General features: G+C 67.0%; 20 protein-coding genes and 1 tRNA gene. 7 read left to right on the top strand and 14 right to left on the bottom strand.

What is annotated here, in order from left to right; translation table 11 throughout:
• Nucleotides 1-2: 2 nt before the first annotated feature.
• The 6 genes from KHO22_RS20950 to gloB all read right to left on the bottom strand — a co-directional run bounded on the left by KHO22_RS20950 (nt 3) and on the right by gloB (nt 8,957).
• A complete protein-coding gene (locus tag KHO22_RS20950) occupies nt 3-854 on the bottom strand; it encodes an enoyl-CoA hydratase family protein (RefSeq protein ID WP_211949088.1) in 852 nt (283 codons plus the stop codon).
• 88 nt (nt 855-942) lie between these two features.
• Nucleotides 943-1,740 carry an SDR family NAD(P)-dependent oxidoreductase gene (locus KHO22_RS20945; protein ID WP_420839629.1) on the bottom strand — a complete coding sequence of 266 codons (798 nt, stop codon included), beginning with the start codon at nt 1,738-1,740 and terminating at the stop codon, nt 943-945.
• Between the two features lie 2 nt (nt 1,741-1,742).
• On the bottom strand, nt 1,743-4,112 hold the full coding sequence (locus tag KHO22_RS20940; protein WP_211949086.1) for a bifunctional salicylyl-CoA 5-hydroxylase/oxidoreductase: 2,370 nt from the start codon (nt 4,110-4,112) through the stop codon (nt 1,743-1,745).
• A gap of 177 nt (nt 4,113-4,289) precedes the next feature.
• Nucleotides 4,290-6,182: a propionate--CoA ligase gene (locus tag KHO22_RS20935; RefSeq protein WP_211949085.1), complete on the bottom strand. Its 1,893-nt coding sequence runs from the start codon at nt 6,180-6,182 to the stop codon at nt 4,290-4,292.
• Between the two features lie 176 nt (nt 6,183-6,358).
• Complete coding sequence (locus KHO22_RS20930) at nt 6,359-8,026, bottom strand: transglycosylase SLT domain-containing protein (protein WP_211949084.1); 1,668 nt, start codon at nt 8,024-8,026, stop codon at nt 6,359-6,361.
• Nucleotides 8,027-8,156: 130 nt separating this feature from the next.
• Nucleotides 8,157-8,957, bottom strand: coding sequence for a hydroxyacylglutathione hydrolase (gene gloB, locus KHO22_RS20925; protein ID WP_211949083.1), 801 nt, complete (start codon nt 8,955-8,957; stop codon nt 8,157-8,159).
• A gap of 12 nt (nt 8,958-8,969) precedes the next feature.
• Between gloB and KHO22_RS20920 the strand changes: the two genes are divergently transcribed.
• The 6 genes from KHO22_RS20920 (at nt 8,970) to KHO22_RS20895 (ending at nt 14,222) form a co-directional block, all read left to right on the top strand.
• A complete protein-coding gene (locus tag KHO22_RS20920) occupies nt 8,970-9,764 on the top strand; it encodes a class I SAM-dependent methyltransferase (RefSeq protein WP_211949082.1) in 795 nt (264 codons plus the stop codon).
• 61 nt (nt 9,765-9,825) lie between these two features.
• The gene (rnhA, locus tag KHO22_RS20915; RefSeq protein WP_211949081.1) at nt 9,826-10,263 is read left to right on the top strand and encodes a ribonuclease HI; all 438 of its coding nucleotides are present in this window, start codon (nt 9,826-9,828) and stop codon (nt 10,261-10,263) included.
• 31 nt (nt 10,264-10,294) lie between these two features.
• Complete coding sequence (dnaQ, locus tag KHO22_RS20910) at nt 10,295-11,005, top strand: DNA polymerase III subunit epsilon (protein WP_211949080.1); 711 nt, start codon at nt 10,295-10,297, stop codon at nt 11,003-11,005.
• Nucleotides 11,006-11,127: 122 nt separating this feature from the next.
• Nucleotides 11,128-11,202: transfer RNA gene (locus tag KHO22_RS20905), tRNA-Val, on the top strand.
• Nucleotides 11,203-11,376: 174 nt separating this feature from the next.
• A complete protein-coding gene (locus tag KHO22_RS20900; RefSeq protein ID WP_211949079.1) occupies nt 11,377-12,033 on the top strand; it encodes a hypothetical protein in 657 nt (218 codons plus the stop codon).
• A gap of 215 nt (nt 12,034-12,248) precedes the next feature.
• Nucleotides 12,249-14,222 (top strand): sensor domain-containing diguanylate cyclase, encoded by a 1,974-nt coding sequence (locus tag KHO22_RS20895; RefSeq protein WP_420839628.1) that lies wholly within the window; start codon nt 12,249-12,251, stop codon nt 14,220-14,222.
• Nucleotides 14,223-14,275: 53 nt separating this feature from the next.
• On the opposite strand, the gene KHO22_RS20890 is transcribed toward KHO22_RS20895, so the two are convergent.
• From KHO22_RS20890 to KHO22_RS20865, 6 genes are all read right to left on the bottom strand, one after another.
• Nucleotides 14,276-15,991 carry an ABC transporter substrate-binding protein gene (locus KHO22_RS20890; protein ID WP_211949112.1) on the bottom strand — a complete coding sequence of 572 codons (1,716 nt, stop codon included), beginning with the start codon at nt 15,989-15,991 and terminating at the stop codon, nt 14,276-14,278.
• Between the two features lie 123 nt (nt 15,992-16,114).
• Complete coding sequence (locus KHO22_RS20885; RefSeq protein WP_211949077.1) at nt 16,115-16,423, bottom strand: DUF2160 domain-containing protein; 309 nt, start codon at nt 16,421-16,423, stop codon at nt 16,115-16,117.
• Between the two features lie 24 nt (nt 16,424-16,447).
• Entirely contained in the window at nt 16,448-17,269 is an 822-nt protein-coding gene (locus KHO22_RS20880; RefSeq protein ID WP_211949076.1) for a carbohydrate ABC transporter permease, read from the bottom strand.
• A complete protein-coding gene (locus KHO22_RS20875) occupies nt 17,262-18,146 on the bottom strand; it encodes a carbohydrate ABC transporter permease (protein ID WP_211949075.1) in 885 nt (294 codons plus the stop codon). Before KHO22_RS20875 ends, KHO22_RS20880 begins: the two co-directional genes overlap by 8 nt.
• On the bottom strand, nt 18,143-19,261 hold the full coding sequence (locus tag KHO22_RS20870) for an ABC transporter ATP-binding protein (RefSeq protein ID WP_211949074.1): 1,119 nt from the start codon (nt 19,259-19,261) through the stop codon (nt 18,143-18,145). Before KHO22_RS20870 ends, KHO22_RS20875 begins: the two co-directional genes overlap by 4 nt.
• 1 nt (nt 19,262) lies before the next feature.
• Nucleotides 19,263-20,384: an ABC transporter ATP-binding protein gene (locus KHO22_RS20865; protein ID WP_211949073.1), complete on the bottom strand. Its 1,122-nt coding sequence runs from the start codon at nt 20,382-20,384 to the stop codon at nt 19,263-19,265.
• 158 nt (nt 20,385-20,542) lie between these two features.
• Between KHO22_RS20865 and KHO22_RS20860 the strand changes: the two genes are divergently transcribed.
• The gene (locus KHO22_RS20860; RefSeq protein WP_211949072.1) at nt 20,543-21,313 is read left to right on the top strand and encodes a DeoR/GlpR family DNA-binding transcription regulator; all 771 of its coding nucleotides are present in this window, start codon (nt 20,543-20,545) and stop codon (nt 21,311-21,313) included.
• Between the two features lie 76 nt (nt 21,314-21,389).
• On the opposite strand, the gene purU is transcribed toward KHO22_RS20860, so the two are convergent.
• On the bottom strand, nt 21,390-22,256 hold the full coding sequence (gene purU / locus KHO22_RS20855) for a formyltetrahydrofolate deformylase (protein ID WP_211949071.1): 867 nt from the start codon (nt 22,254-22,256) through the stop codon (nt 21,390-21,392).
• Nucleotides 22,257-22,325: 69 nt separating this feature from the next.
• Nucleotides 22,326-23,168, bottom strand: a complete 843-nt coding sequence (locus KHO22_RS20850; RefSeq protein ID WP_211949070.1) for an NUDIX hydrolase — start codon at nt 23,166-23,168, stop codon at nt 22,326-22,328.
• Nucleotides 23,169-23,193 lie beyond the last annotated feature (25 nt).

Genomic DNA, 23,193 nt, shown 5'->3' with positions numbered 1-23,193 from the left:
GCTCAGTCGCCTTCGAACACCGGCTTGCCCTTGGCGACGAAGGCCTCGTAGGCGCGCCGGAAGTCGCGCGTCTGCATGCAGATGGCCTGGGCTTCGGCCTCCGCCTCGATGGCTTCATCGAGACCCATGTTCCACTCCTGGTGCAGCAGCTTCTTGGTCACGCCGTGCGCGAAGGTCGGGCCCGCGGCAAGCTGCGCGGCGAGCGCGTGCGCCTCGGCCAGGACCTGGTCCGACGCATGCAGCGCATTGAAGAAGCCCCACTGCAGGCCTTCTTCGGCCGTCATCACGCGCCCGGTGTAGAGCAGTTCGCTGGCGCGGCCCTGCCCGATCACGCGCGGCAGCAGCGAGCACGCGCCCATGTCGGCACCGGCCAGGCCCACGCGCACGAACAGGAATGCGGTCTTGGCCCGCGCCGTACCCACGCGCATGTCGGAGGCCAGCGCCATCATCGCGCCGGCGCCCGCGCAGATGCCGTCAATCGCGCTGATCACGGGTTGCGGGCAGGCACGCATGGCCTTGACGAGATCGCCGGTCATGCGCGTGAAATCGAGCAGTTCAGGCATGCTCATCTTCGTGAGCGGGCCGATGATCTCGTGCACGTCGCCGCCGGAGCAGAAATTGCCGCCGGCGCCCGTGACCACCACGGTCTTGATGTCGCTGGCATAGCACAGCGCGCGGAACAGGTCGCGCAGCTCGGCATAGGAGTCGAACGTCAGCGGGTTCTTGCGCTCCGGGCGGTTCAGCGTAATGGTGGCTACCTTGCCGTCGCCCGAGACGGACCACAGGAAGTGCTTCGGCGTGTAGTCCGCGAAGCTGCGCTTATGGTGGCGCATGTCGAGTGCGATTTCGGTCATGTTCTCTCTCTGTCAGTTCGGTGTGCGGCGCGGTGTGCAGCGCGGTGGGCAGCTCGATCCGCTGCCATGTTCGCTGGCCCTGCCGCGCTTATCCTGTCATCACTTCCCCGCCCGCCACGGCGATCGCCTGCCCCGTCATCGCGCTGGCCGACGGGCGGCACAGCCATGCCACCGCGTCCGCCACTTCGTCGGGCTGTACCAGGCGCCGCTGCGGATTGCGCGCGGCCAGTTCGGCGCGCGCCTCGGCCTCGCTGCGGCCGGTCTTGTCCACGATATTGGCCACCGCGTCGCGCACGATGTCGGTCTCGGTATAGCCCGGGCACACCGCGTTGACGGTCACGCCGCTGCGCGCCGTCTCCAGCGCCAGCGCGCGCGTCAGGCCGATCACGCCGTGCTTGGCCGCGCAGTAGGCGCTGACGTAGCCATAGCCGACGAGGCCGGCGGTGCTGGCCACGTTGACGATGCGCCCCCACCCCGCCGCCGTCATGGCGGGCAGCGCGGCCTGCGTGCACAGGAAGGTGCCGGTCAGGTTGACGTCCAGCATGCGTTGCCACAGCGCCAGGCTGGTCTTGCCGAACGGCGCGCTGTGCGCCTGGCCGGCGTTGTTCACGAGCACGCTGACCGGGCCGGCCTTGGCCTGCGCCGCGGCGAACGCGGCGGAGACGCTGTCGGCATCGCTGATGTCCGCCGGCACCGCCGTCAGCACGGCGCCCTCGGCCAGCAGCGGACGCAGTTCGTCGGCCGCACGCTCCAGCACCTGCACGTCGCGGCCCACCAGCGTGACGCTGGCGCCTTCGGCCAGCAGGCGGCGCGCAATGGCCGCGCCTATGCCGCGCCCGCCGCCGGTCACCAGCGCGTGCCGGCCTTGCAGGGAATCGACCGTCATCGTCAATGCTCCACCACGCCGCGGGCCAGGGCCGCGGCGCGTTCCAGGTTGGTTTCGAGCTGGCGCTTGCCGGCTTCATACTGGCGCGGCCAGCTCACGTCGCGATAACCAAGCTTGGCCGCCTCATGCAGCGTCCAGGCCGGATCGGCGAGGTGCGGGCGCGCCACGGCACACAGGTCGGCGCGACCGGCCGCGATGATGCTGTCGACATGGTCGGCCTCGAAGATCGCGCCCACCGCAATGGTCGGGATGTCCGCCTCGTTGCGGATGCGGTCGGCGAAGGGCGTCTGGTACATGCGGCCATACACCGGCGCCTGGTCGGCGCTGACCTGGCCGGACGAACAGTCGATCATGTCGGCGCCTGCCGCCTTGAAGGCCCGTGCGATCTCCACGGCGTCGTCCGGCGTGATGCCGCCCTCGACCCAGTCGTGCGCGGAGATGCGCACTGACATGGGCCTGTCCTCCGGCCACGCCGCACGCACTGCCGCGAACACTTCAAGCGGGTAGCGCAGGCGGTTGGCCAGCGTGCCGCCATACTCGTCGGTGCGCTGGTTGGACAGCGGCGAGATGAATGTCGACAGCAGGTAGCCGTGGGCGCAGTGCAGTTCGAGCCAGTCAAAGCCGGCCTCCGCGGCGCGGCGCGCGGCGGCGACGAAGTCATCGCGCACGCGGTCCATGTCGTCGCGCGTCATCTCGCGCGGCACCTGGGATTCGCCGGGCAGGTACGGGATCGGCGACGCCGACAGCAGCGGCCAGTTGCCCTGCGGCAGCGGATGGTCCATGGCCTCCCAGCCGAGCTGCGTCGAGCCTTTGCGCCCGGCATGGCCGATCTGCATGGCGATGCGCGCATCGCTGTTGGCATGGACGAAATCGACGATGCGCTTCCAGGCATCGCGCTGCGCATCGTTCCACAATCCCGGGCAGGCCGGCGTGATGCGCGCATCGGGCGACACGCAGGTCATCTCGGCCACCACCATGCCGGCGCCACCGAGCGCGCGCGAGCCAAGGTGCACCAGATGGAAGTCGCCCGGCACGCCGTCCACGCTCGAGTACATCGCCATCGGCGATACCACCACGCGGTTCTTCAGGGTCACGCCACGCACGTGGAAAGGCGTGAACATGGGGGGCACCGGCTTGTCCTGACGCAGGCGCAGCGCCTCGGGCCGCACGCCGGCCTGGGCTGCCAGCCAGTGCTCGAACTTCTGCACATAGCCAGCATCGCGCACGCGCAGGTTCTCGTGCGAGATCCGCTGCGAACGCGTCAGCAGCGAATAGGCGAACTGCTCGGGTTCCAGCCCCGCATAGCGCTCGACATTCTCGAACCACTCGGTGGAATTGCGCGCGGCGTTCTGGATCTTCAGCACCTCGACGCTGCGGGTGGCCTCATAGCGCTCCAGCGCCGCCGGCAACGCATCATGCGCGGACGGGCCCGATCCGGCGATCTCCGTGGCGAGGTCGATCGCATCCTCCAGCGCCAGCTTGGTGCCGGAGCCGATCGAGAAGTGAGCCGTATGCGCGGCATCGCCCATCAGCACCACCGGCACGCGGCGGCCATCGGGCAGCGTGTTCCAGTGCACCCAGTGCTTGCAGATCACGCGCGGAAAGCGGATCCAGTTCGCCGAGCCGCGCAGGTGGGTGGCATTGCTGATCAGCTTGTTGCCGTCGAGGTACCTGGCGAAGAGCCTTTCACAGTACGCGATGCCCTCCTCCTGGCTCATCTGCTCGATGCCGGCAGCGCGCCAGACTTCTTCGGGCGTTTCCACGATGAAGGTGGAGGTGTCGTCGTCGAAGCGGTAGGCATGGGCCTGGAACCAGCCGTGCTCGGTCTTCTCGAAGGCAAAGGTGAAGGCGTCGAACAGCTTGTGCGTGCCCAGCCAGACGAAGCGGCACTGGCGCGTGTCGATATCGGGCTGGAAAGTATCGGCGTAGCGCGTGCGGATGCGGCTGTTCAGGCCGTCCGAGGCGATGACGAGGTCGGCCTGGTACTGCATGGCCAGCGTCTGGTCGTCCGTGACATCGGTCTCGAACACCAGCTTCACGCCGAGCGCTTCGCAGCGCGCCTGCAGGATATTGAGCAGCCGCTTGCGGCCGATGCCGATGAAGCCATGGCCACCCGAGCGGATGGTGCGCCCGCCGATGTGGATGTCGATATCGTCCCAGTGGTTGAAGGCCTCGTTGATCTCGACGGCGCTGACCGGGTCGGACTGCTTCAGGTTGTCCATGGTGGCGTCGGAGAACACCACGCCCCAGCCGAAGGTATCGTAGGGCCGGTTGCGCTCCACCACCACGACCTCGTTGTCCGGGTCCTGCAGCTTCATCAACAGGCCGAAGTACAAGCCTGCCGGGCCGCCGCCAATACAAAGCACTCGCATCTGTCGTCTCCTGCCGGGCTGCCCGCCGCTGGCGGGAGCGCATCTAAATCATGTTTAAATATTTTATGCTTCAAATATTAGTCTGCATGCGCGGCCCTTGCAAGCCGAATTTGCGATGTGCCCTGACCGGCGCACACCCCAACGTTCGTCAGCCGGGCGCGGCTGCCCGGTCCCCGCTCAGCCCTTCAGGGCCGACAGCAACTGTTCCAGCGCGGTGGGATCCTCGATCGTGGTGAGGTCGCCCGGGTCGCGCCCTTCCGCCACGGCCTGGATGGCGCGCCGCAGCATTTTTCCCGAGCGCGTCTTTGGCAGTGCGTTGACGAACAACACGCGCGCCGGGCGCGCCACCGCGCCAAGCTGCTGCTCTACCGTCTTCATGAGTTCGCCTTCGAAGGCGAGCCGCGCCTCCGGCGTCGCGGTGCGCGCGGCGTCACGGGGAATGCAGAACCCCATCGCCACCTGCCCCTTGAGCGCTTCCTGCACGCCCACGACCGCCACTTCGGCCACGCCTGCGTGCGAAGACAGGCTCTCCTCGATCTCGCGCGTGCCCAGCCGGTGGCCGGCCACGTTGATGACATCGTCGGTACGGCCCAGGATGAACACATAGCCATCCTTGTCGCGCACGCCCCAGTCGAACGTCGAATAGCACAGCCGGTTCGGCACCGCCGACCAGTAGGTGCGCACGAACCGCTCGTCGTCGCCCCACACCGTGCTCATGCAGCCGGGCGGCAGCGGGCCGTCGATGGCCACTACGCCCTTCTGGCCGGCGGCGCATTCCTCGCCCGTAGTCTCGTCCACGATGCGCAGGTCGTAGCCATAGGCCGGCACGCCCGGCGAGCCCAGCTTGGGCGGCAGCACCTCGATGCCGCGCTGGATCGCGATGATCGGCCAGCCCGATTCCGTCTGCCAGTAATTGTCGACCACCGGCTTGCCGATGCCGTCCTGGATCCAGCGCGCGGTGGGCTCGTCGAGCGGCTCGCCGGCCAGGAACAGCAGCCGCAGGCTCGACAGGTCGTATTTCGTCAGGAAGGCGGGATCCTGTTTCTTCAGCACGCGGATCGCGGTGGGCGCGCTGAACATCAGGTTGACCTTGTACTGCTCCACCAGCCGCCACAGGATGCCGCCGTCCGGGCGGATCGGCGTGCCTTCGTACATCAGCGTGGTCATGCCGGCCAGCAGCGGGCCATAGACGATGTAGCTGTGCCCGACGACCCAGCCGATGTCCGACGCCGTGAACATGGTGTCGCCGGCCTTGCCGCAGAAGATGTACTCCATCGAGGTAGCCAGCGCCACCGCGTAGCCCCCGGTGTCGCGCTGCACCCCCTTGGGCTTGCCGGTGGTGCCCGAGGTGTAGAGCACGTAGGACGGCTCGGACGATTCCAGCCACGTGCATGGCACCTCGGTACCGGCCGCGCGTTCGCGCCAGGCCGCGTAGTCTTCGTCGCGGCCCTCCACGCGCGGCATGTCGGCGAGCTGGCGATCGACCAGCAGCACCTTCTCGGGCTTGTGGCCGGAGAGCCGGATGGCCTCGTCGAGCAGCGGCTTGTACGGCACTACCTTGCCGGCCCGCGAACCCGCGTCGGCGCTGACAATCACGCGCGGCTGCGCGTCGTCGATGCGCGCCGCCAGGCTGACCGAGGCAAAGCCGCCGAACACGACCGAATGGATCGCGCCGATGCGCGCGCATGCCAGCATGGCAAACGCTGCCTCGGGAATCATCGGCATATAGACCAGCACGCGGTCGCCCTTGCGCACGCCGAGCCCTTGCAGGGCAGCGGCCATGCGGCTGACCTCGTCGTGCAACTGGGCGTAGGTAAAGGTGCGCTCCTGCTCCGTCTCGGTAGACACCCAGAGCAGCGCCGGCTGCTGCGCGCGCGCGGCCAGATGCCGGTCCACGGCGTTGTGGCAGAGATTCGTGCGCCCACCGACGAACCAGCGCGTAAATGGCGCGCGGCTGTTGTCCAGTACTTGTCCGAACGGGGTTTCCCAGTCGATGCGCTGCGCCTGTTCGGCCCAGAACCCCTCGGGGTCGGCCAGCGAACGGGCATGCACGGCTTGGCTTGCCGTCATGGCAGGTCTCCTCCGCGTCTTGCGGATAGTTATCGTCCTGCTAGTTTGCCACCGGCACGACGTCCTGTGCGCCCCCCGGCAGGATCGGCATGCGCCACGCCCCGCAGCGGCGCAGGGGCAAAAAAAAACGGGGCGTGCCGCCGGCGACGCCCCGTTTTTCCGTTCATTCCGCCACCTCAGCGGGCCTTGGCCGCCTTGGAAGCCCCCTTGGACGAGGCCTTCACCGACGGCGCCGACTTGGCCGCCGCCGAACGCGACGCCCCGGAGCTCTTGCTTGCCGCCTGTCGTGGCGCGGCTTCCACCGTCATGCGCGTGCGCCCTGCGGCCTTGCCCCTGGCGGGCGCCGACACGCGCACCACTTCGGCCCTGTCGGATGCCGGCTCCGCGTGCGCCGTACGCGCCGACCTGGCCGCCCCGCCGCCGCGCACCGGCACCATCAGCACCAGGCTTTGCCCCGCCACCAGCTTGGTGCCGGAAAGCTTGTTCCACGATTGCACCTGGCCGGTCGACACGCCATAGCGGTGCGCCACCGAGGCGACGGTATCCCGGCGCCCGGCACGCACCACCACGCGGCGCGCATCGGGCAGGTCGGGCTCCATCGCCAGCATGGCGTTGTCGGCGAGCGTCGCGCTGATGTCCTGGTCATGGTGGCCCGAACGCGGGATCATCACCGTCGAGCCGGCCTTCAGGCGCATGCCGCGCGGAATGCTGTTGATCTCGCGCAGCGTGTCCGGGTCAACGTTCAGGCGCGCCGCCAGCGCTTCCACGCGCTCGCGGTTGTCTACCGTCACCGCGGTCCAGCTCGACAACCCGCCCCGGTAGGTGTTCAGGTTGTACTGGAAACGTTCCGCGTTATCGAACGGCAGCAGGATCTGCGGGTTCGAAGCCCCCAGGATCACCGGCTGGTTGAACGACGGGTTCAGCGCCTTGAACTCCTCCAGCGACATATTGGCCAGCTTGGCCGCCAGCTTGACGTCGATATCGCGGCTCGTGGTGACCGTGACGAAATACGGATGGTCCGGGATCTCGGGCAACCGGACGCCGTAGGCCGCGGGGTTGGCGATGATGTTCTTCACCGCCTGCAGCTTCGGCACGTAGTAGCGCGTCTCGTTCGGCATCGTCAGGCTGGCGTAGTCCGTCGGCAGGCCACGCGCCTGGTTGCGCGCGATCGCGCGTGAAACCGCCCCTTCGCCCCAGTTGTACGCCGCGAGCGCCAGGTGCCAGTCGCCGAACATGTCATAGAGGCGCGCGAGGTAGTCGAGCGCCGCATCGGTCGAGGCCAGCACATCGCGGCGCTCGTCCCGGAACATGTTCTGCTTCAGGTTGTAGGACTTGCCGGTGCTCGGGATGAACTGCCACATGCCCGCCGCCTTGGCACTCGACTGCGCCTGCGGATTGAACGCGCTCTCGACGAACGGCAGCAACGCCAGCTCGGTCGGCATATTGCGCCGCTCCAGCTCCTCCACGATGTGATAGAGGTAGCGGCTCGACCGGGCCACCATGCGCTCCATGTATTCCGGACGCTGCGCGTACCACTGCGTGCGGTCATCCACCAGCGTCCCCTCCAGGTCCTGCATGGCAAAGCCACGGCGGATGCGGTCCCAGATATCGGAGGACGGGCCCCGCAGCCAGTCCAGGCCAGGCTGATCGGGGTTGATGCTGGCGGCGCCAGGCGCGAGCGTCTTGTCGACGCTGAGCGAGTTGAGCGGATCTTTGCCGCTGCGCGCGGAAGTCAGGGCGGTCGGGACACCAGACGCATTGGCGCCGGGCGGTGTGGGCGTGCTGGCGCAGGCAGCCAGCAGCGCCACGCTTGCAAACACCGCCAGTAATCGACCAAATTTCATCAAGTTCTCGAATTGTGACGCTAAAAGGTTGCGTGATGCTAAAAAAAACGGGCTTTCGCGTCAATGGGATTTTCCAGACGACAAAGATGCCGGCGCACGCCGTGCCGCCGCCGCACCGGGCCGTTGCGGCTCAGCGGAAGTTGTCCTTCCAGCCGCGCAGTGCGCCGAAGGCCTCGGCATCGCCCGCCACGTTGCCGCCCTGCGCCCGCACCGCCGCGCGCACTGCCGGCTCGCGCGAACGCAGGAACGGATTGACCTCGCGCTCCAGCGCAATGGTGGATGGCACGGTCGGCTGGCCCTGCCCGCGCAACGTCTCGACGCGCGCATCCCAGGCAGCCAGGGCCGCATTGCCGGGCTCCACGGCACGCGCAAAGCGTACATTGCTGCGCGTGTATTCGTGCGCGCAGTAGACGCGCGTTTCTCCCGGCAGCGCCGCCAGCTTGTCCAGCGACGCCAGCATCTGCGCCGGCGTGCCTTCGAACAGGCGGCCGCAGCCGGTGGCGAACAGGGTATCGCCGCAGAACACGGCGGGCCCGGCTCCCTGCAGTTCGCCGACATAGGCGACATGGCCCGCAGTATGGCCCGGCACGTCGAGCACGCGCAGTTGCAGCGCGGGCGCCTGCAGCGTCACCGTGTCGCCTTCGCGCACGGCCCGGGTGCGTGCGCCGATGCGCTCGCCGGCCGGCCCGATCACGGGCATCGGCGTGCCGTCGGGGCCGGTCGGATGCGCCGCGAGCAGGTCCGCCACGCCGCCCTGGTGATCGCCATGGTGATGGGTGATTACAATAGCGCCCAGAGCCAGGCCCTTGTCCGCCAGGAACCGCTCCACCGGCGCCGCCTCGCCGGGATCGACCACGGCGGCATTGCGGCCGTCGTGGATGGCCCAGATATAGTTATCCTGAAATGCGGGGATCGGCTCCACTTTCAACATGCGTGTACTCCTATGGCTGACCATCCGATTGTAAGCTGGGACGACTGGCTGGCTTCGCCTCCCGGGCAATACATGCTCCGGTGGGAGGCGCAGCAATACGACCGGACCGTGACGGATATTTTCGGCTATCACGCGGTCCAGATGGGCCTGCCCGCCATCGATACCCTGCGCGAGAACCGGATGCCGTTCTCGGCGCTCGCGCTCGATCCCGCCAGCGGCCCCCACGGGCCGCGCGCGGCGCATCCCGATACGCGCCAGCTGCTGTGCCGGTTCGACGAACTGCCGTTCGACACGCAGAGCATCGACCTTGCCACCCTGCCCCATGTGCTCGAGTTCGCCGAGGATCCGCACGAAGTGCTGCGCGAGGTGTCGCGGGTGCTGATGCCCGAAGGCCGCGTCGTGGTGACGTGCTTCAACCCGATGAGCCTGTGGGGTGCGCGCCAGGGCCTGAACCGCCTGGGCGCCATGCCATTCCTGCCCACTGACGCGCAATCGATCGGCTTTGTCCGCATCAAGGACTGGCTCAAACTGCTGGGCTTTGACATCATCCGTGGCCGCTTCGGCTGCTACTGTCCGCCGTACCGCACCGACCGCTGGCTGCAGCGCGCCGCCTTCATGGAAAAGGCCGGCGACCGCTGGTGGCCGATCTTTGGCGCGGTGTACATGATTTCCGCGGTCAAGCGCGTGCGCAATATCCGCCTGGTCGGCCCGGCCTGGAAGACCGCCAAGGCGGCGCTTACCCCCGTAGCCTCTCCGGTGGCGACCCCGACCGGCACACACGGCAAGACTCCCGGCGACGACAGCTGATCCTGCCGGGCGCCCCCATCCACCCTGCGGCAGCCCGACGGGCTGCCCTGACGAACGACACATGCAAGAAGTTACGATCTATTCCGATGGCGCCTGCAAGGGCAATCCCGGCCGCGGCGGCTGGGGAGCTGTGCTGGTTGCCGGCACCAGCGAGAAGGAGCTGTTCGGCGGCGAACCCAACACCACCAACAACCGCATGGAGATGACCGCGGTCATCGAAGCGCTGCGCGCGCTCAAGCGACCGTGCATCGTGCGCGTGTACACCGACTCGCAATACGTGCAGAAGGGCATCAGCGAATGGCTGCCCGGCTGGAAGGCGCGAGGCTGGAAGACCGCCGACAAGAAGCCGGTGAAGAATGCCGACCTGTGGCAGATCCTCGACGGGCTGGTGCAGCCGCACCAGATCAGCTGGCACTGGGTACGCGGCCACAATGGCCACCCGGGCAACGAACGCGCCGACGCGCTGGCCAACCGCGGCGTCGAATCGCTCAACGCCTGAGCCGGCCCGCCCCTCCGCTAGAATGCCCGCCATGCGACAAATCGTTCTCGACACCGAAACCACCGGCCTGAATGCCGCCAGCGGCGACCGCCTGATTGAAATCGGGTGTGTCGAACTGGTCAACCGGCGACTCACGGGCCGCCACCTGCACTTCTACGTCAACCCCGAGCGCGATATCGACGAAGGCGCCGTGGCCGTCCACGGCATCACCGTCGACTTCCTGGCCGACAAGCCGAAGTTCGCCGAGGTCGTCAACGAGATCCGCGACTTCGTGCAGGACGCCGAGCTGATCATCCACAACGCCCAGTTCGACCTTGGCTTCCTGGACATGGAGTTCCGCCTGCTGGGGCTGCCGCCGTTCCGGGGCCACGCCGGCAGCGTGATCGATACCCTGCTCGAAGCGCGCCAGATGTTCCCCGGCAAGCGCAATTCGCTCGATGCGCTGTGCGACCGGCTCGGCGTGAGCAACGCCCACCGCACGCTGCACGGCGCCTTGCTCGATGCCGAGCTGCTGGCAGAGGTCTACCTGGCCATGACACGCGGCCAGAACTCCCTGGTCATCGACATGCTGGACGGCACGGAATCCGCGGATGGCTCCGTCGCGGATTCAGACCTGTCCCACATCGTCCTGCCTGTATTGCGCGCCAGTGAAGAAGAAACGGCAGCGCATATCGGCGTGCTCAAGCAACTGGACAAGGCGAGCGGCGGCAAGACCGTATGGCAGGAATCACCTGCTGCGTAAGGCCCTCCGGCACCCACACCCAGAAAAATCTCGCGGAAGGGCTTTACAAGATACAAGAAGGTCTGCATAATCTCATTTCTCCGCTGCACGAAGAAGTCAACGCGAAAGCGACGCAGCAGCTGGGGTGGTTAGCTCAGCGGTAGAGCACTGCCTTCACACGGCAGGGGTCACAGGTTCAATCCCTGTACCACCCACCAGATTCAGGAAAGCCAGCCCTGCGCTGGCTTTTTTCATTTCTGCCCCACCTCCCCCTCGTTCTCTCCCGCAGGTTCCCGCAACGCCCCGGTTCCTATTAAACGGCACCGTCTCATTCCGGCACGAGCCCTGAGCCAATACGGTAGTCCGCTCCACCATCCAGCAAGGAGCGGGTCATGCCGCAGCGTTTGCTCCCCGCTCTGTCACCGCCGGCCGCGACCCAGGCTGTATTCGCCTGGGCCGGACGCTACCCGGTATCGCCCGGCTGGTTCGAAGTCCGCCCCGCACGTGTTCCCCGCGACGCCAGGCCCGTCTATGACGAAGACATCGACTGCATCACCGGCTACCACCGTATCTTTGGCCGCACGGCCCTTACCTACGATCTGCTGGGCAGCTTCGTGGCGATCGACGAGTCGCGCGAAGCCAGGCCGACGCAGGCCGCCCTGCCCGACCTTGCCATTGGCGCGCTGTGGCAGCCGGAAGCCCGTGGCATGACGCGCGCCGGCTTCCACGCCGAAGGCGCTGCACTCGACGCGCGTACGTGCGGCAAGCTGCGCGAGCGCTTCGTCCGGCTGTCCCGCCTGCCGCTGCATTTCTCCATGGAGGCCCTGGCGGACATGCAGCAGGCCGAGCGCTTCGTGCCGCTGCATATCCTGAGGCTCGCCATCCGGTGCGGCTGCCGTGAAGCGCCAGAGGGCGACTACGAAGCCGCCACAGTGCGCTATACCGCCGGCATCACTCGCAGGCGGGTACCCGCTTTGCTGGAATTGACGGTCCGGCTCGCCGACGGGGTCATCCTGCGCATCCGCCAGTGGCACATCGGCGCGCCGTGACAACCATGACCATCGATACCGTCGCGCCGTTGCCACCAATGTGCCGACAGAGTGCAGCAAGCCCCACAATGCCGCGCCGTATGCGCCAGTGCGCATCGCGATAAAGGGGACATCTGCTACCCTGAACGCCTGGTTCCGTACTAGAAGGGCGGGGTCGTCAGTCCATATGCCCTGGGACCGGAAACGGGTCAGTGCGCAGAAAAACAAAGCAAATCATGCGTCACTCAATAAAACTGCGGATGGCGGTGACAACCGCCATGGTGGTTACGTTGATCATCGTGCTGCGGGCACTGGCTTCGCAGTACTACGCTTACTACGGCCTCAGGGAGCTGCAGCAGAGCCATCAGGATTCCATGGTCAGGCTGGTCGCGGAGCAACTCGATGAGAAGATCGAGAACCGGGCCTCCGTCCTGCGCCATATGGCCCACCAGTTCGCGCCTGCGCTTGGCAATCGCCCGTCCGATCTCAGGCGCATCGCCATGCAGATGCCGGACCTGGCGGGTACCTTCAACGCCGTGTTCATGGCGGGCCCCACCGGTGAACTGATCTTCAGCACGGCGGTGCCGGAAGGTGTGCACATGAACCTGGGCGACCGCGACTATTTCGGCGCGATCGTCCACGGAGCCCCGCTTGCGGTTTCGGACCTGCTGCAAGGCAGACTGACCAAGGCGCCCGGCGTGGTGCTCGCCGTCCCGCTGCGCGGGCCTGGAGGCGAGTTGCGCGCGGTGGTGGGCGGCGTCATCAACCTGTCGCTGGACAACTTCCTGCACGAACTGGCGCGCAGCCCGGTCGGCGTCACCGGCAGCTTCTGCCTGGTTTCCGCCGGCCCCCAGCCGCGCTACGCCATGCACCGGGATTCCGCAAAGCTGCTGACCCCCGCCAGGGCCGTCGGCGAGACGTGTGGCGCCGAGCGGCCCGAATCGCTCTGGGAGCCCATTCGTCCGCGCCAGCCCGTCATTGCACGCTACCTGCTGGAATCCAATGGCTGGGAACTGGTTGCCGTGCTGCCGGCAGACGAGGCCTATGCCCCACTGCTCGAGGCGCGGCACCGCGTACTCGCCATTGCCGCGCTCTCGCTCGCGATCGCAGCAGCGCTGATGTGGCTGGTGATGGTCTGGCTGCTCGCGCCGCTGCAGCAACTGCACCGCGCGGTGCGCCGCGTCGCCGCCAACCCGGCCGCCGCCGCGGAACTGCCTGTTGATCGCGAGGACGAGATCGGCGAACTGTCCGCGACGTTCGCCGAGGTCATGCACCAGCTCTCCGAGCGCGAAGCCGCGCTGAAGGCAGCCAAGGACCACGCCGCCGAGAGCGAGAAGCGCATCGAGGCGATCGCCAACCACGTGCCGGACTTTGTCTCGTTCGTCGACATGAACGAGCGCTTCGTTTTCGTCAACCAGGCCTATGCGCGCCATTTCGGGCTGCCGGCCCAGCAGATCATCGGCCTGTCGCTGCGCGAGCTGTGGGGCACGCAGGCCTATCTGGCGTCACGCCCGTACCTGGAGCAAGCCTTTGCCGGCAAGGCGGTCAGGTTCACCCGCGAAAGTCCGGACGGCTCGGAATACATGCAGGTCACCTGCCAGCCGGCGTGGAACGACGCACAGGACGCCATCCACGGGCTGCACCTGTTTGCGCGCAATGTCACGAGCGAGCGCCAGAAGCTGCGCAGCCTGGAAGCGCAGACCATGTCCGACCACCTGACCGGCCTGCTCAACCGCAAGGGCTTCGACCGGCGTTTTGCCGAAGCCCTGGCACGCGCCGACGCCGACGGGCGGGCCGCTGCGCTACTGCTCGTCGACCTGGACGACTTCAAGGCCGTCAACGATGGCTACGGGCACGCCATCGGCGACCGTCTGCTGATTGCCTTTGCCCAGAGCCTGACCGCCAGCGTGCGCAAGGAGGACGCCGTCGCCCGCATTGGCGGTGACGAATTCGCGGTGATCCTGGAGAACGTCAACGATGTCCGCGCAGTCGAGCGTATCGCCAACACCATCGTGCAGACGGCGCTGGCGCCGGTCGTCATCGATGGACAGGCGCACGCCGCCACCGTCAGCGTCGGCTCGGCCATTCACCGGCCCGGACAAGGCATGTCCGTCAGCGAGCTGTTCATGCGGGCCGACATGGCGCTGTATGAAGCCAAGCGCCATGGCAAGGCGCGCTATGCCGCGCCGCTGGCGGACACGCCAGCGTAGCTGGCAAGGACAGATGGGGCCCGCCATGCGCCGGCAGGCCCCGGCTCGACACTTCAGCGCACGCGCCCTTCCTTCCACGCTTGCAACAGCTTGTCATAGGCGATGGTCTCGCCCTTCGGCTTCTCGTTGTCGAGCTTTTTCCACGGCGCGTGGTCGCCGGACAACCACTTGGACGGGTCGCTCTTGGCGTTGAGCTTGGGCGCGCAGTTGCTCATGCCCGCACGCTGCAGGCGGGCCATGACCTGGTCCATCTCTTCGGCCAGGTTGTCCATGGCGGCTTGCGGCGTCTTCTCGCCGGTCACCGCCGTGGCCACGTTCTTCCACCAGAGCTGCGCGAGCTTCGGATAATCGGGCACGTTGGTACCGGTCGGCGTCCACGCCACGCGTGCCGGGCTGCGGTAGAACTCGATCAGCCCGCCGTACTTGGCCGCGTTCTTGGTCAGGTAGTCATGATGGATGTCACTGTCGCGGATGAACGTCAGGCCGACCAGCGACTTCTTCAGCGACACCGTCTTGGCCGTCACGAACTGGGCATAGAGCCATGCGGCCGCCAGACGGTTGGGATCGGTGTTCTTGAAGAAGGTCCACGAACCCACGTCCTGGTAGCCGTTCTGCATGCCCTGCTTCCAGTACGGGCCGTACGGCGAGGGTGCCATGCGCCATTTGGGCGAGCCGTCGGCATTGACGACGGGCAGCCCCTTCTTGGTCATGTCGGCCGTAAAGGCCGTGTACCAGAACACCTGCTGCGCGACCTGGCCCTGTGCCGGCACCGGGCCCGCTTCCGAGAAGGTCATGCCCATGGCCTGCGGCGGCGCGAACTTCTTCATCCAGTCGATGTACTTGGTCAGTGCGTAGACCGCCGCCGGGCTGTTGGTCGCACCGCCACGCGACACCGAGGCACCCACCGGCGTGCATTTGTCCTCGGCCACGCGGATGCCCCACTCGTCGACCGGCATGCCATTGGGCAGGCCCTTGTCGGCCGTGCCCGCCATGGACAACCACGCGTCGGTAAAGCGCCAGCCGAGCGACGGATCCTTCTTGCCGTAGTCCATGTGCCCGTACACCTTCTTGCCGTCCAGCTCCTTCACGTCGTTGGTGAAGAAGTTGGCAATGTCCTCGTACGCGGACCAGTTGGTCGGCACGCCCAGGTCATAGCCGTACTTGGCCTTGAACTTGTCCTGCAGGTCCTTGCGTGCAAACCAGTCGGCGCGGAACCAGTACAGGTTGGCGAACTGCTGGTCGGGCAGCTGGTACAGCTTGCCGTCCGGCGCGGTGGTGAACTTGGTGCCGATGAAGTCCTTCACGTCCAGGCCGGGATTGGTCCATTCCTTGCCGGCGCCGGCCATGTAGTCCGACAGCGGCAGGATGGCGCCATAGCGGTAGTGGGTGCCGATCAGGTCGGAATCGGAAATCCAGCCGTCATAGATGGACTTGCCCGACTGCATCGAGGTCTGCAGTTTTTCGACCACGTCGCCTTCCTGGATGATGTCGTGATTCACCTTGATGCCGGTGATCTCCTCGAAGGCCTTGGTCAGCGTCTTGGACTCGTACTCGTGCGTGGTGATGGTCTCCGACACCACGTTGATCTGCGTGACCCCCTTGGCCTTGAGCTTGGCGGCCGCGTCGATGAACCACTTCATCTCGGCCTGCTGCTTGTCCTTGGACAGCGACGACGGCTGGAACTCGTTGTCGATCCACTTCTTCGCCTCGGCTTCGCCAGCCCAGGCGTGGCCGCATGCCAGCGCGGCCGCGCAGGCAAGGACCGTCATTCCCGACTTCACGTGCAAGTTCATCAGTGTCTCCTCAAGAGTCCCCTCCCCGTTTGCTGTCCGGGCGCGGCCCCGGGGAAGGGATAAGCCGCATGTCCCATGAATGCTGGCGCGGGCCGGCCTTCAGCCCTTGCGCATGACCAGCAGCAGGACCAGCATCGACAGGCCGAAGCTGATCCAGATGGACGGCTCCTCGGCCAGCGAAAACCAGTGCGTCATGCTCTCGCCAAGCCCCACCCACGCCAGGTTGATCCAGGCTGCGCACATGAGCCCGATGAACAGGCGGTCGCCGCGCGTGGTGGCAATCGGCAGGAAGCCCTTGCGCAGCACTGCCGGCGAGCGCACCTCCCATGCCGTCATGGCCACCAGCATGACCACGATGCAGGCAAAGAACACGGCCACCGGCGTGGTCCAGACCATCCAGCTCAGCATGGCGTTCTCCTCATCTGCGGGGGGCTAGACGCGGCCCATCGCGAAGCCCTTCGCGATGTAGTGGCGCACGAACCAGATCACGATGCCACCCGGCACGATGGTCAGCACGCCGGCAGCGGCCAGCACGCCCCAGTCCATGCCCGACGCCGACACCGTGCGCGTCATGGTGGCGACGATCGGCTTGGCGTGGACCGAAGTCAGCGTGCGCGCCAGCAGCAGCTCCACCCAGCTGAACATGAAGCAGAAGAACGCGGCCACGCCCACGCCGGCCTTGATCAGCGGCAGGAAGATGGTCAGGAAGAAGCGCGGGAACGAATACCCGTCCACGTAGGCGGTCTCGTCGATCTCGCGCGGCACGCCCGACATGAAGCCTTCCAGGATCCACACCGCCAGCGGCACGTTGAAGACCAGGTGCGCGAGCGCCACGCCCAGGTGCGTATCCATCAGCCCGATGGTGCTGTAGAGCTGGAAGAACGGCAGCAGGAACACCGCCGGCGGCGTCATGCGGTTGGTCAGCAGCCAGAAGAAGACATGCTTGTCGCCGATGAACTGGTAGCGCGAGAACGCGTACGCCGCGGGCAGCGCGACCGTGATCGAGATCGCCGTGTTCATGGCGACGTAGATCAGCGAATTGATATAGCCCGAGTACCACGAGGCATCGGTGAAGATCGTCCGGTAATGCTCCAGCGTGAATTCCGCCGGCCACAGCGACAGCGTGGAGAGGATCTCCTCGTTGGTCTTGAACGACATGTTCACCATCCAGTAGATCGGCAGGATGGCGAACAGCAGGTAGGCGAGCAGGAACGTAGTGCGCCACGCCGTGGCGCGGTTGCGGGTATCAGCCATGGGGCATGTCCTCGCTGCCGGCGGTGCCCGCGCGCTGCATCCAGTTATAGAGGATGAAGCACATGAGCAGGATGATCAGGAAATAGACGATCGAGAATGCCGCGGCCGGGCCCAGGTCGAACTGGCCGACGGCCTTCTGCGTCAGGTACTGCGACAGGAAGGTGGTGGCGTTGCCCGGGCCGCCGCCGGTCAGGACGAAGGGCTCGGTGTAGATCATGAAGCTGTCCATGAAGCGCAGCAGTACCGCGATCATCAGCACGCCGCGCAGCTTCGGCAGCTGGATGTAGCGGAACACGGCGAAGCGGCTTGCGCCGTCGATCTGCGCGGCCTGGTAGTAGGCGTCGGGGATGGCGCGCAGTCCGGCGTAGCAGAGCAGCGCCACCAGCGGTGTCCAGTGCCAGACATCCATGACCAGCACGGTCACCCAGGCATCGAAGGCGCTGCCGGTGTAGTTGTAGTCAAACCCCATGGCATCGAGCGCGGCGCCGAGCAGGCCGATGTCGGTGCGCCCGAAGATCTGCCAGATCGTGCCCACCACGTTCCACGGGATCAGCAGCGACAGCGCGATGATGACCAGCACGGCCGACGCCTTCCATCCCTTCGCGGGCATCGACAGCGCCAGCAGGATGCCCAGCGGGATCTCCACCACCAGCACCGCCAGCGAGAAGCCAAGCTGGCGCAGCAGCGCGTCATGCAACTCGCCATCGCGCAGCACGGTGCGGAACCACTCCGTGCCCACGAACACGCGCCGCTCGGGCGAGATGATGTCCTGCACCGAGTAGTTGACGATCGTCATCAGTGGCAGGATGGCCGAAAACGCCACGCACAGCACGACCGGCAACACCAGCAGCCAGGCCTTCTGGTTGATCGGCTTCATGGCTGGCTCCATGGCACCAGCACTTCATTCACGTAGTAGCAGGTATGGCGGTTGAACACGGACAGCCACGCCGTATCGCCGGGGCGCAGCGCCGCGGCCTCTGGCCCGAGGCGCGCGCGCAGCGTGCCAGCCTGCCCGCCGGCCTCCTGCAAGGTGCCGGTCACCAGCCAGTAGGTGCCGATGTCCTGCGCGCGCTCCACGCGCACCGGCACGGCCTGCGTATCCGCGTTGCCGGCCAGGCGCAGGTACTCGGGCCGCACGCCGACGCGGAAACTGCCGGCGTCGCGCAGCGCGCCGGCCACCGCATCTGGCAACGCCGGCATATAGAGGCGCCCCGCCATATCGACAGCACCGTCGCGCCAGGTCGCCGGGAGGAAATTCATGCCCGGCGAACCGATGAAGTGTCCGACAAAGGTATGCGCGGGCCGTTCGAACAGCGCGTCGGCCGGCCCAACCTGCACGGCCTTGCCGCGCGACATCACCACCACCTGGTCGGCAAAGGTCAGCGCCTCGGTCTGGTCATGCGTCACGTAGATCAGCGTCAGCCGGAACTCGTGATGGATCTCCTTGAGCTTGCGCCGCAGCTGCCATTTGAGCTGCGGGTCGATCACGGTCAGCGGCTCGTCGAACAGGATCGCCGACACATCCTGCCTTACCAGCCCGCGGCCCAGCGAGATCTTCTGCTTGGCGTCGGCCGCCAGCCCGCTCGCGCGCCGGTCCAGCGAGCCCGACAGGTCCAGCATTTCCGCCACGCGCGCTACCCGTTCCCGCACCTGCGCGGCCGGCACGCCGCGGTTGCGCAGCGGGAAGGCCAGGTTCTCGCCGACGGTCATGGTGTCGTAGATCACCGGGAACTGGAACACCTGCGCGATATTGCGCGCCTGCGGCGAGTCGGCGGTCACGTCGCGGCCGTCGAACAGGATGCGGCCCTGCGACGGGCGCAGCAAGCCGGAGATGCAGTTCAGCAACGTGGTCTTGCCGCAGCCGGACGGTCCCAGCAGCGCATAGGCCCCGCCGTCCTCGAAGCTGAACCTGAGCGGCAGCAGCGCGTAGTCTTCGTCCGAGTGCGGGTTGGCGACGTAGGCATGGGCCAGGTCCAGGTCGATGCGCGCCATGTCAGCCCCTCGCCGCCGCGCCGGGCAGCCGGACGTCGGCCGCCAGGCCGGCTGGCCGCCGCGGCGCGCAGAGGCGCCGGCCTCCCTCATCGAACACGTAGAGCTGCTCAGGCAGAAGATGCAGCATCAGCGGCGCGCCCAGCCGCAGGTCGAACACGCCGGCGAACTGCGCGACCAGGTTGCCCACGGGCGTGTCGGCATGCACGAAGGTATCGGAGCCGGACAGCTCGGCCAGCGCCACGCGGCCCGGCACCGGCACCGATCCCGGCAAGCCCTCCAGGCGCAGCGCCGCGGCGCGCACGCCGACGGTGACGGGGCCGCCGTAACGGCCGGCTTCGGGCACAGGCACCGAGATGTCGTCCGACAGCGTGACCCAGCCGCCTTGCAGCGTGCCTTCGACCAGGTTCATGGGCGGATCGCTGAAGGCGCGCGCCACGCGCAGTGAATCGGGATAGTGGAAGACTTCGGGCGTCGGGCCGTACTGCAGCAGTTCGCCGGCATCGAGCACCGCGGTATATCCGCCCAGCAGCAGCGCCTCCGCCGGCTCGGTGGTGGCGTAGACCACGGTGGCATCGCCCTGCGCGAACAGGTGGGTCAGCTCTTCGCGCAGTTCTTCGCGCAGCTTGTAGTCCAGGTTGACGAGCGGCTCGTCCAGGAGCATCAGCGGCGCGCCTTTGGCCAGCGCACGCGCCAGCGCCACGCGCTGCTGCTGGCCACCCGACAGTTCGGACGGGTAGCGGTCCAGCAGATGGTCGATATGCAGCCTGGCGGCCAGCGACCGCACGCGCGCGGCGATGTCGTCGCGGTCAGCCTGCCGCCGCAGCCGCAGCGGCGATGCGATATTGTCGAATACGCGCAGCGACGGGTAGTTGATGAACTGCTGGTACACCATCGAGACGTTGCGCTCGCGCACGGGCACGCCGGTCACATCGGCGCCATCCACCAGCACGCGGCCCGCGCTGGGCCGGTCCAGGCCGGCCATCACGCGCATCAGGGAAGTCTTGCCGGCCTGCGTGGCGCCAAGCAGCACCGTCACCGCGCCCGGAGCGGGCGCCAGCGACATCGGGTAAAGGCAGGCTTCCGAGCCCGCCTGCTGCGCAATGCCCTCGAGACTCAGCTGCATCCGATCTCCCTGTTCGAAATGCCCCTTACATCATAGGAATTGGCGCGCCTCACGCGTACAGTAATTGGCTTTATGCTCGTTTTAGTAAATTAACGAACATAAAACAATAGTGCAGCGCATCATTTGTTTTCGTTTGTGTTTGAACTAGAATCCCCGGCATGACCCTCAATCCGCGCCAGACCGCCCTGCTCGATGAAGTCCGCAGCCAGGGCTTTGCCTCGATCGACGCGCTTGCACGCAAGTTCGGCGTGACGCTGCAGACCGTGCGGCGCGACGTCAACCTGCTGGCGGAAAGCGGCATGCTGGCACGCTTCCACGGCGGGGTGCGGGTCGAGGGATCGACCACGGAGAACATCGGCTACCGGCAACGGCAGGTACTTAACGCCGAAGGCAAGGTACGCATCGCGCGTGCGGTGGCCAAGGCGGTGCCCGAGGGCTGCTCGCTGATCCTGAACATCGGCACCACGGTCGAAGAGATTGCGCGCGCGCTGATGCATCATCGCGGCCTGCGCGTGATCACCAACAACCTGAACGTGGCCGGCATCCTGGCCGACAACCCCGACTGCGAAGTCATCGTGGCCGGCGGCGTGCTGCGTTCACGCGACCGCGGCATCGTCGGCGAAGCCACGGTGGAGTTCATCCGCCAGTTCAAGGTGGACATCGGGCTGATCGGCATCTCCGGGATCGAGGCCGACGGCACGTTGCGCGACTACGATTTCCGCGAGGTCAAGGTGGCGCGGACCATCATGGAGCAGGCGCGCGAAGTGTGGCTGGCTGCGGACGCCAGCAAGTTCCACCGCCAGGCCATGGTGGAACTGGCTCACCTGTCGCAGGTGGACAGGCTGTTCACCGACCAGCCGCTGGCGGCCCCGTTCGGGCAGATCGTCGCGGACAGCGGAGTGAACTGTGTGGTGGCGGACCAGGACTGAAGCAGCCGCCAGGGCGGCGCGCGACCGTGTCCGCCGGCCGGCCGGCGCGATGCGCGCCGGCGGCAAGCTGCGGGATTTACTTGAAGACGACGGTCTTGTGGCCGTTCAGCAGGATGCGGTGTTCGGCGTGCCACTTGACCGCGCGCGCGAGCGCCACGCATTCCACGTCGCGGCCGACGGACGTCAGTTGCTCCGGATCCATGCTGTGGTCCACGCGCGCGATTTCCTGCTCGATGATCGGGCCTTCGTCGAGGTCGGCCGTCACGTAGTGCGCGGTCGCGCCGATCAGCTTCACGCCGCGGTCATGGGCCTGGTAATACGGCTTGGCGCCCTTGAAGCTCGGCAGGAACGAGTGGTGGATATTGATGGCACGGCCGGCCAGCTTGCGGCACAGGTCGTCGGACAGCACCTGCATGTAGCGCGCCAGCACCACCAGGTCGATGTTCTGGTCGCGCACCACTTCAAACACGCGGCCTTCCTGCGCGGCTTTCTGCTCGGCCGATGCGTTCATCAGCGGCAGGTGGAAGAACGGCACGTCGTAGGACGCGGCCAGCTGGTAGAAGTCGCGGTGATTGGACACGATCGCCGCGATCTCGACCGGCAGCCCGCCCACCTTGGCGCGGAACAGCAGGTCGTTCAGGCAGTGGCCGATCTTCGACACCATGATCATCACGCGCGGCTTGGCCGCGGCGTCGTTCAGCTCCCACTGCATGCCGAACTGGTCGCCCACCGGCGCGAATGCCGCCTTCAGCGTGTCCAGGCCAGGGCCGCCGGCCGGCGGGGTGAAATGCACGCGCATGAAGAAGCGGCCGGTGAATTCATCGCCGTACTGGTCGGAATCGACGATATTGCAGCCGTTCTGGAACAGCAGGCCCGATACGGAATGGACGATGCCCGGCTGGTCCGGGCACGAAAGAGTAAGAATGAATCCGGTGTTGCTCATCGTGAATTGTTCTGTCGGGTGCGTGCGGCACATGGCCGCGAGGGCGCAGGCGGGGCCCGGGGCCCGGCGTCAGGCGGAATCGCCCGCGGCTGCCAGCCAGCCGCGCCGGCGGAGGGCATCCAGCGTCACCAGTGTCGCATCGACCGTCATGGTGCCGGCCGACATGATAGCAAGCAATGCGGCGTGACCGATGCGGCGGTGTTCGGCCACCTCGCCGTCCTGGTTGCGCGGAATGAAGTCGGCGGGCAGTTCCAGGTCATAGGCATAGACGTGCTCCCACTGCACGCCTTCCGGAATCTCGCGCAGCACTTCGATGCGGCCGTGGGCCTGCACGCCACGGGCCAGCGAGGCCGGGATGCCCGATTCTTCCTCGCATTCGCGCACCAGCGTGGCCAGGGGGTCGCTGCCGTGGGGCATGCCGCCGGCCACCAGGTTGTCCCACATGCCGGGGTCGACCGCCTTGGTCTGGCTGCGCCGCGAGATCCAGAAGGCCGGTTCGCCCCGGATCACGCCGTTCATGTGCGAGGCGAACGTGAGCAGGCCAAGGAAGCGCGCCGCCGCGCGCTCCACCACGGCCAGTGCGGGGGCGTCGAGTGCCGGCGTCACCGCGAACAGCTCGTTGCGCCAGCCACGCACATGGCCGGCATCGGCAAGCTGCCTGGCCAGCGCTTCCAGCGCGGCGCTGCGTACCGCGAAGTCGCCACGGCCCGGCAACAGGTCGACGCCGGGGCCGGACGGCGTGTCCTCCTCCGGCCCCAGCACGCAGCCCATGCCGCGCAGGATGTCGGCATGGGCGCGCGGCAGCCAGCCGACCTGCTGCCCCGACACCATCAGGCGCAGCTTGGTGGCGCGGTCGAACGGGCTGCGCGCGGCAATGGATGCTTCGATGGCGGCAAGGGTGTCGGTAGGCATCGGAAGACGCAATTTGAGGTTTTTC

The organism is Cupriavidus yeoncheonensis (genome assembly GCF_905397275.1).
Classification (GTDB): domain Bacteria; phylum Pseudomonadota; class Gammaproteobacteria; order Burkholderiales; family Burkholderiaceae; genus Cupriavidus; species Cupriavidus yeoncheonensis.
This window is presented reverse-complemented; position numbering and strand designations above follow the sequence as displayed.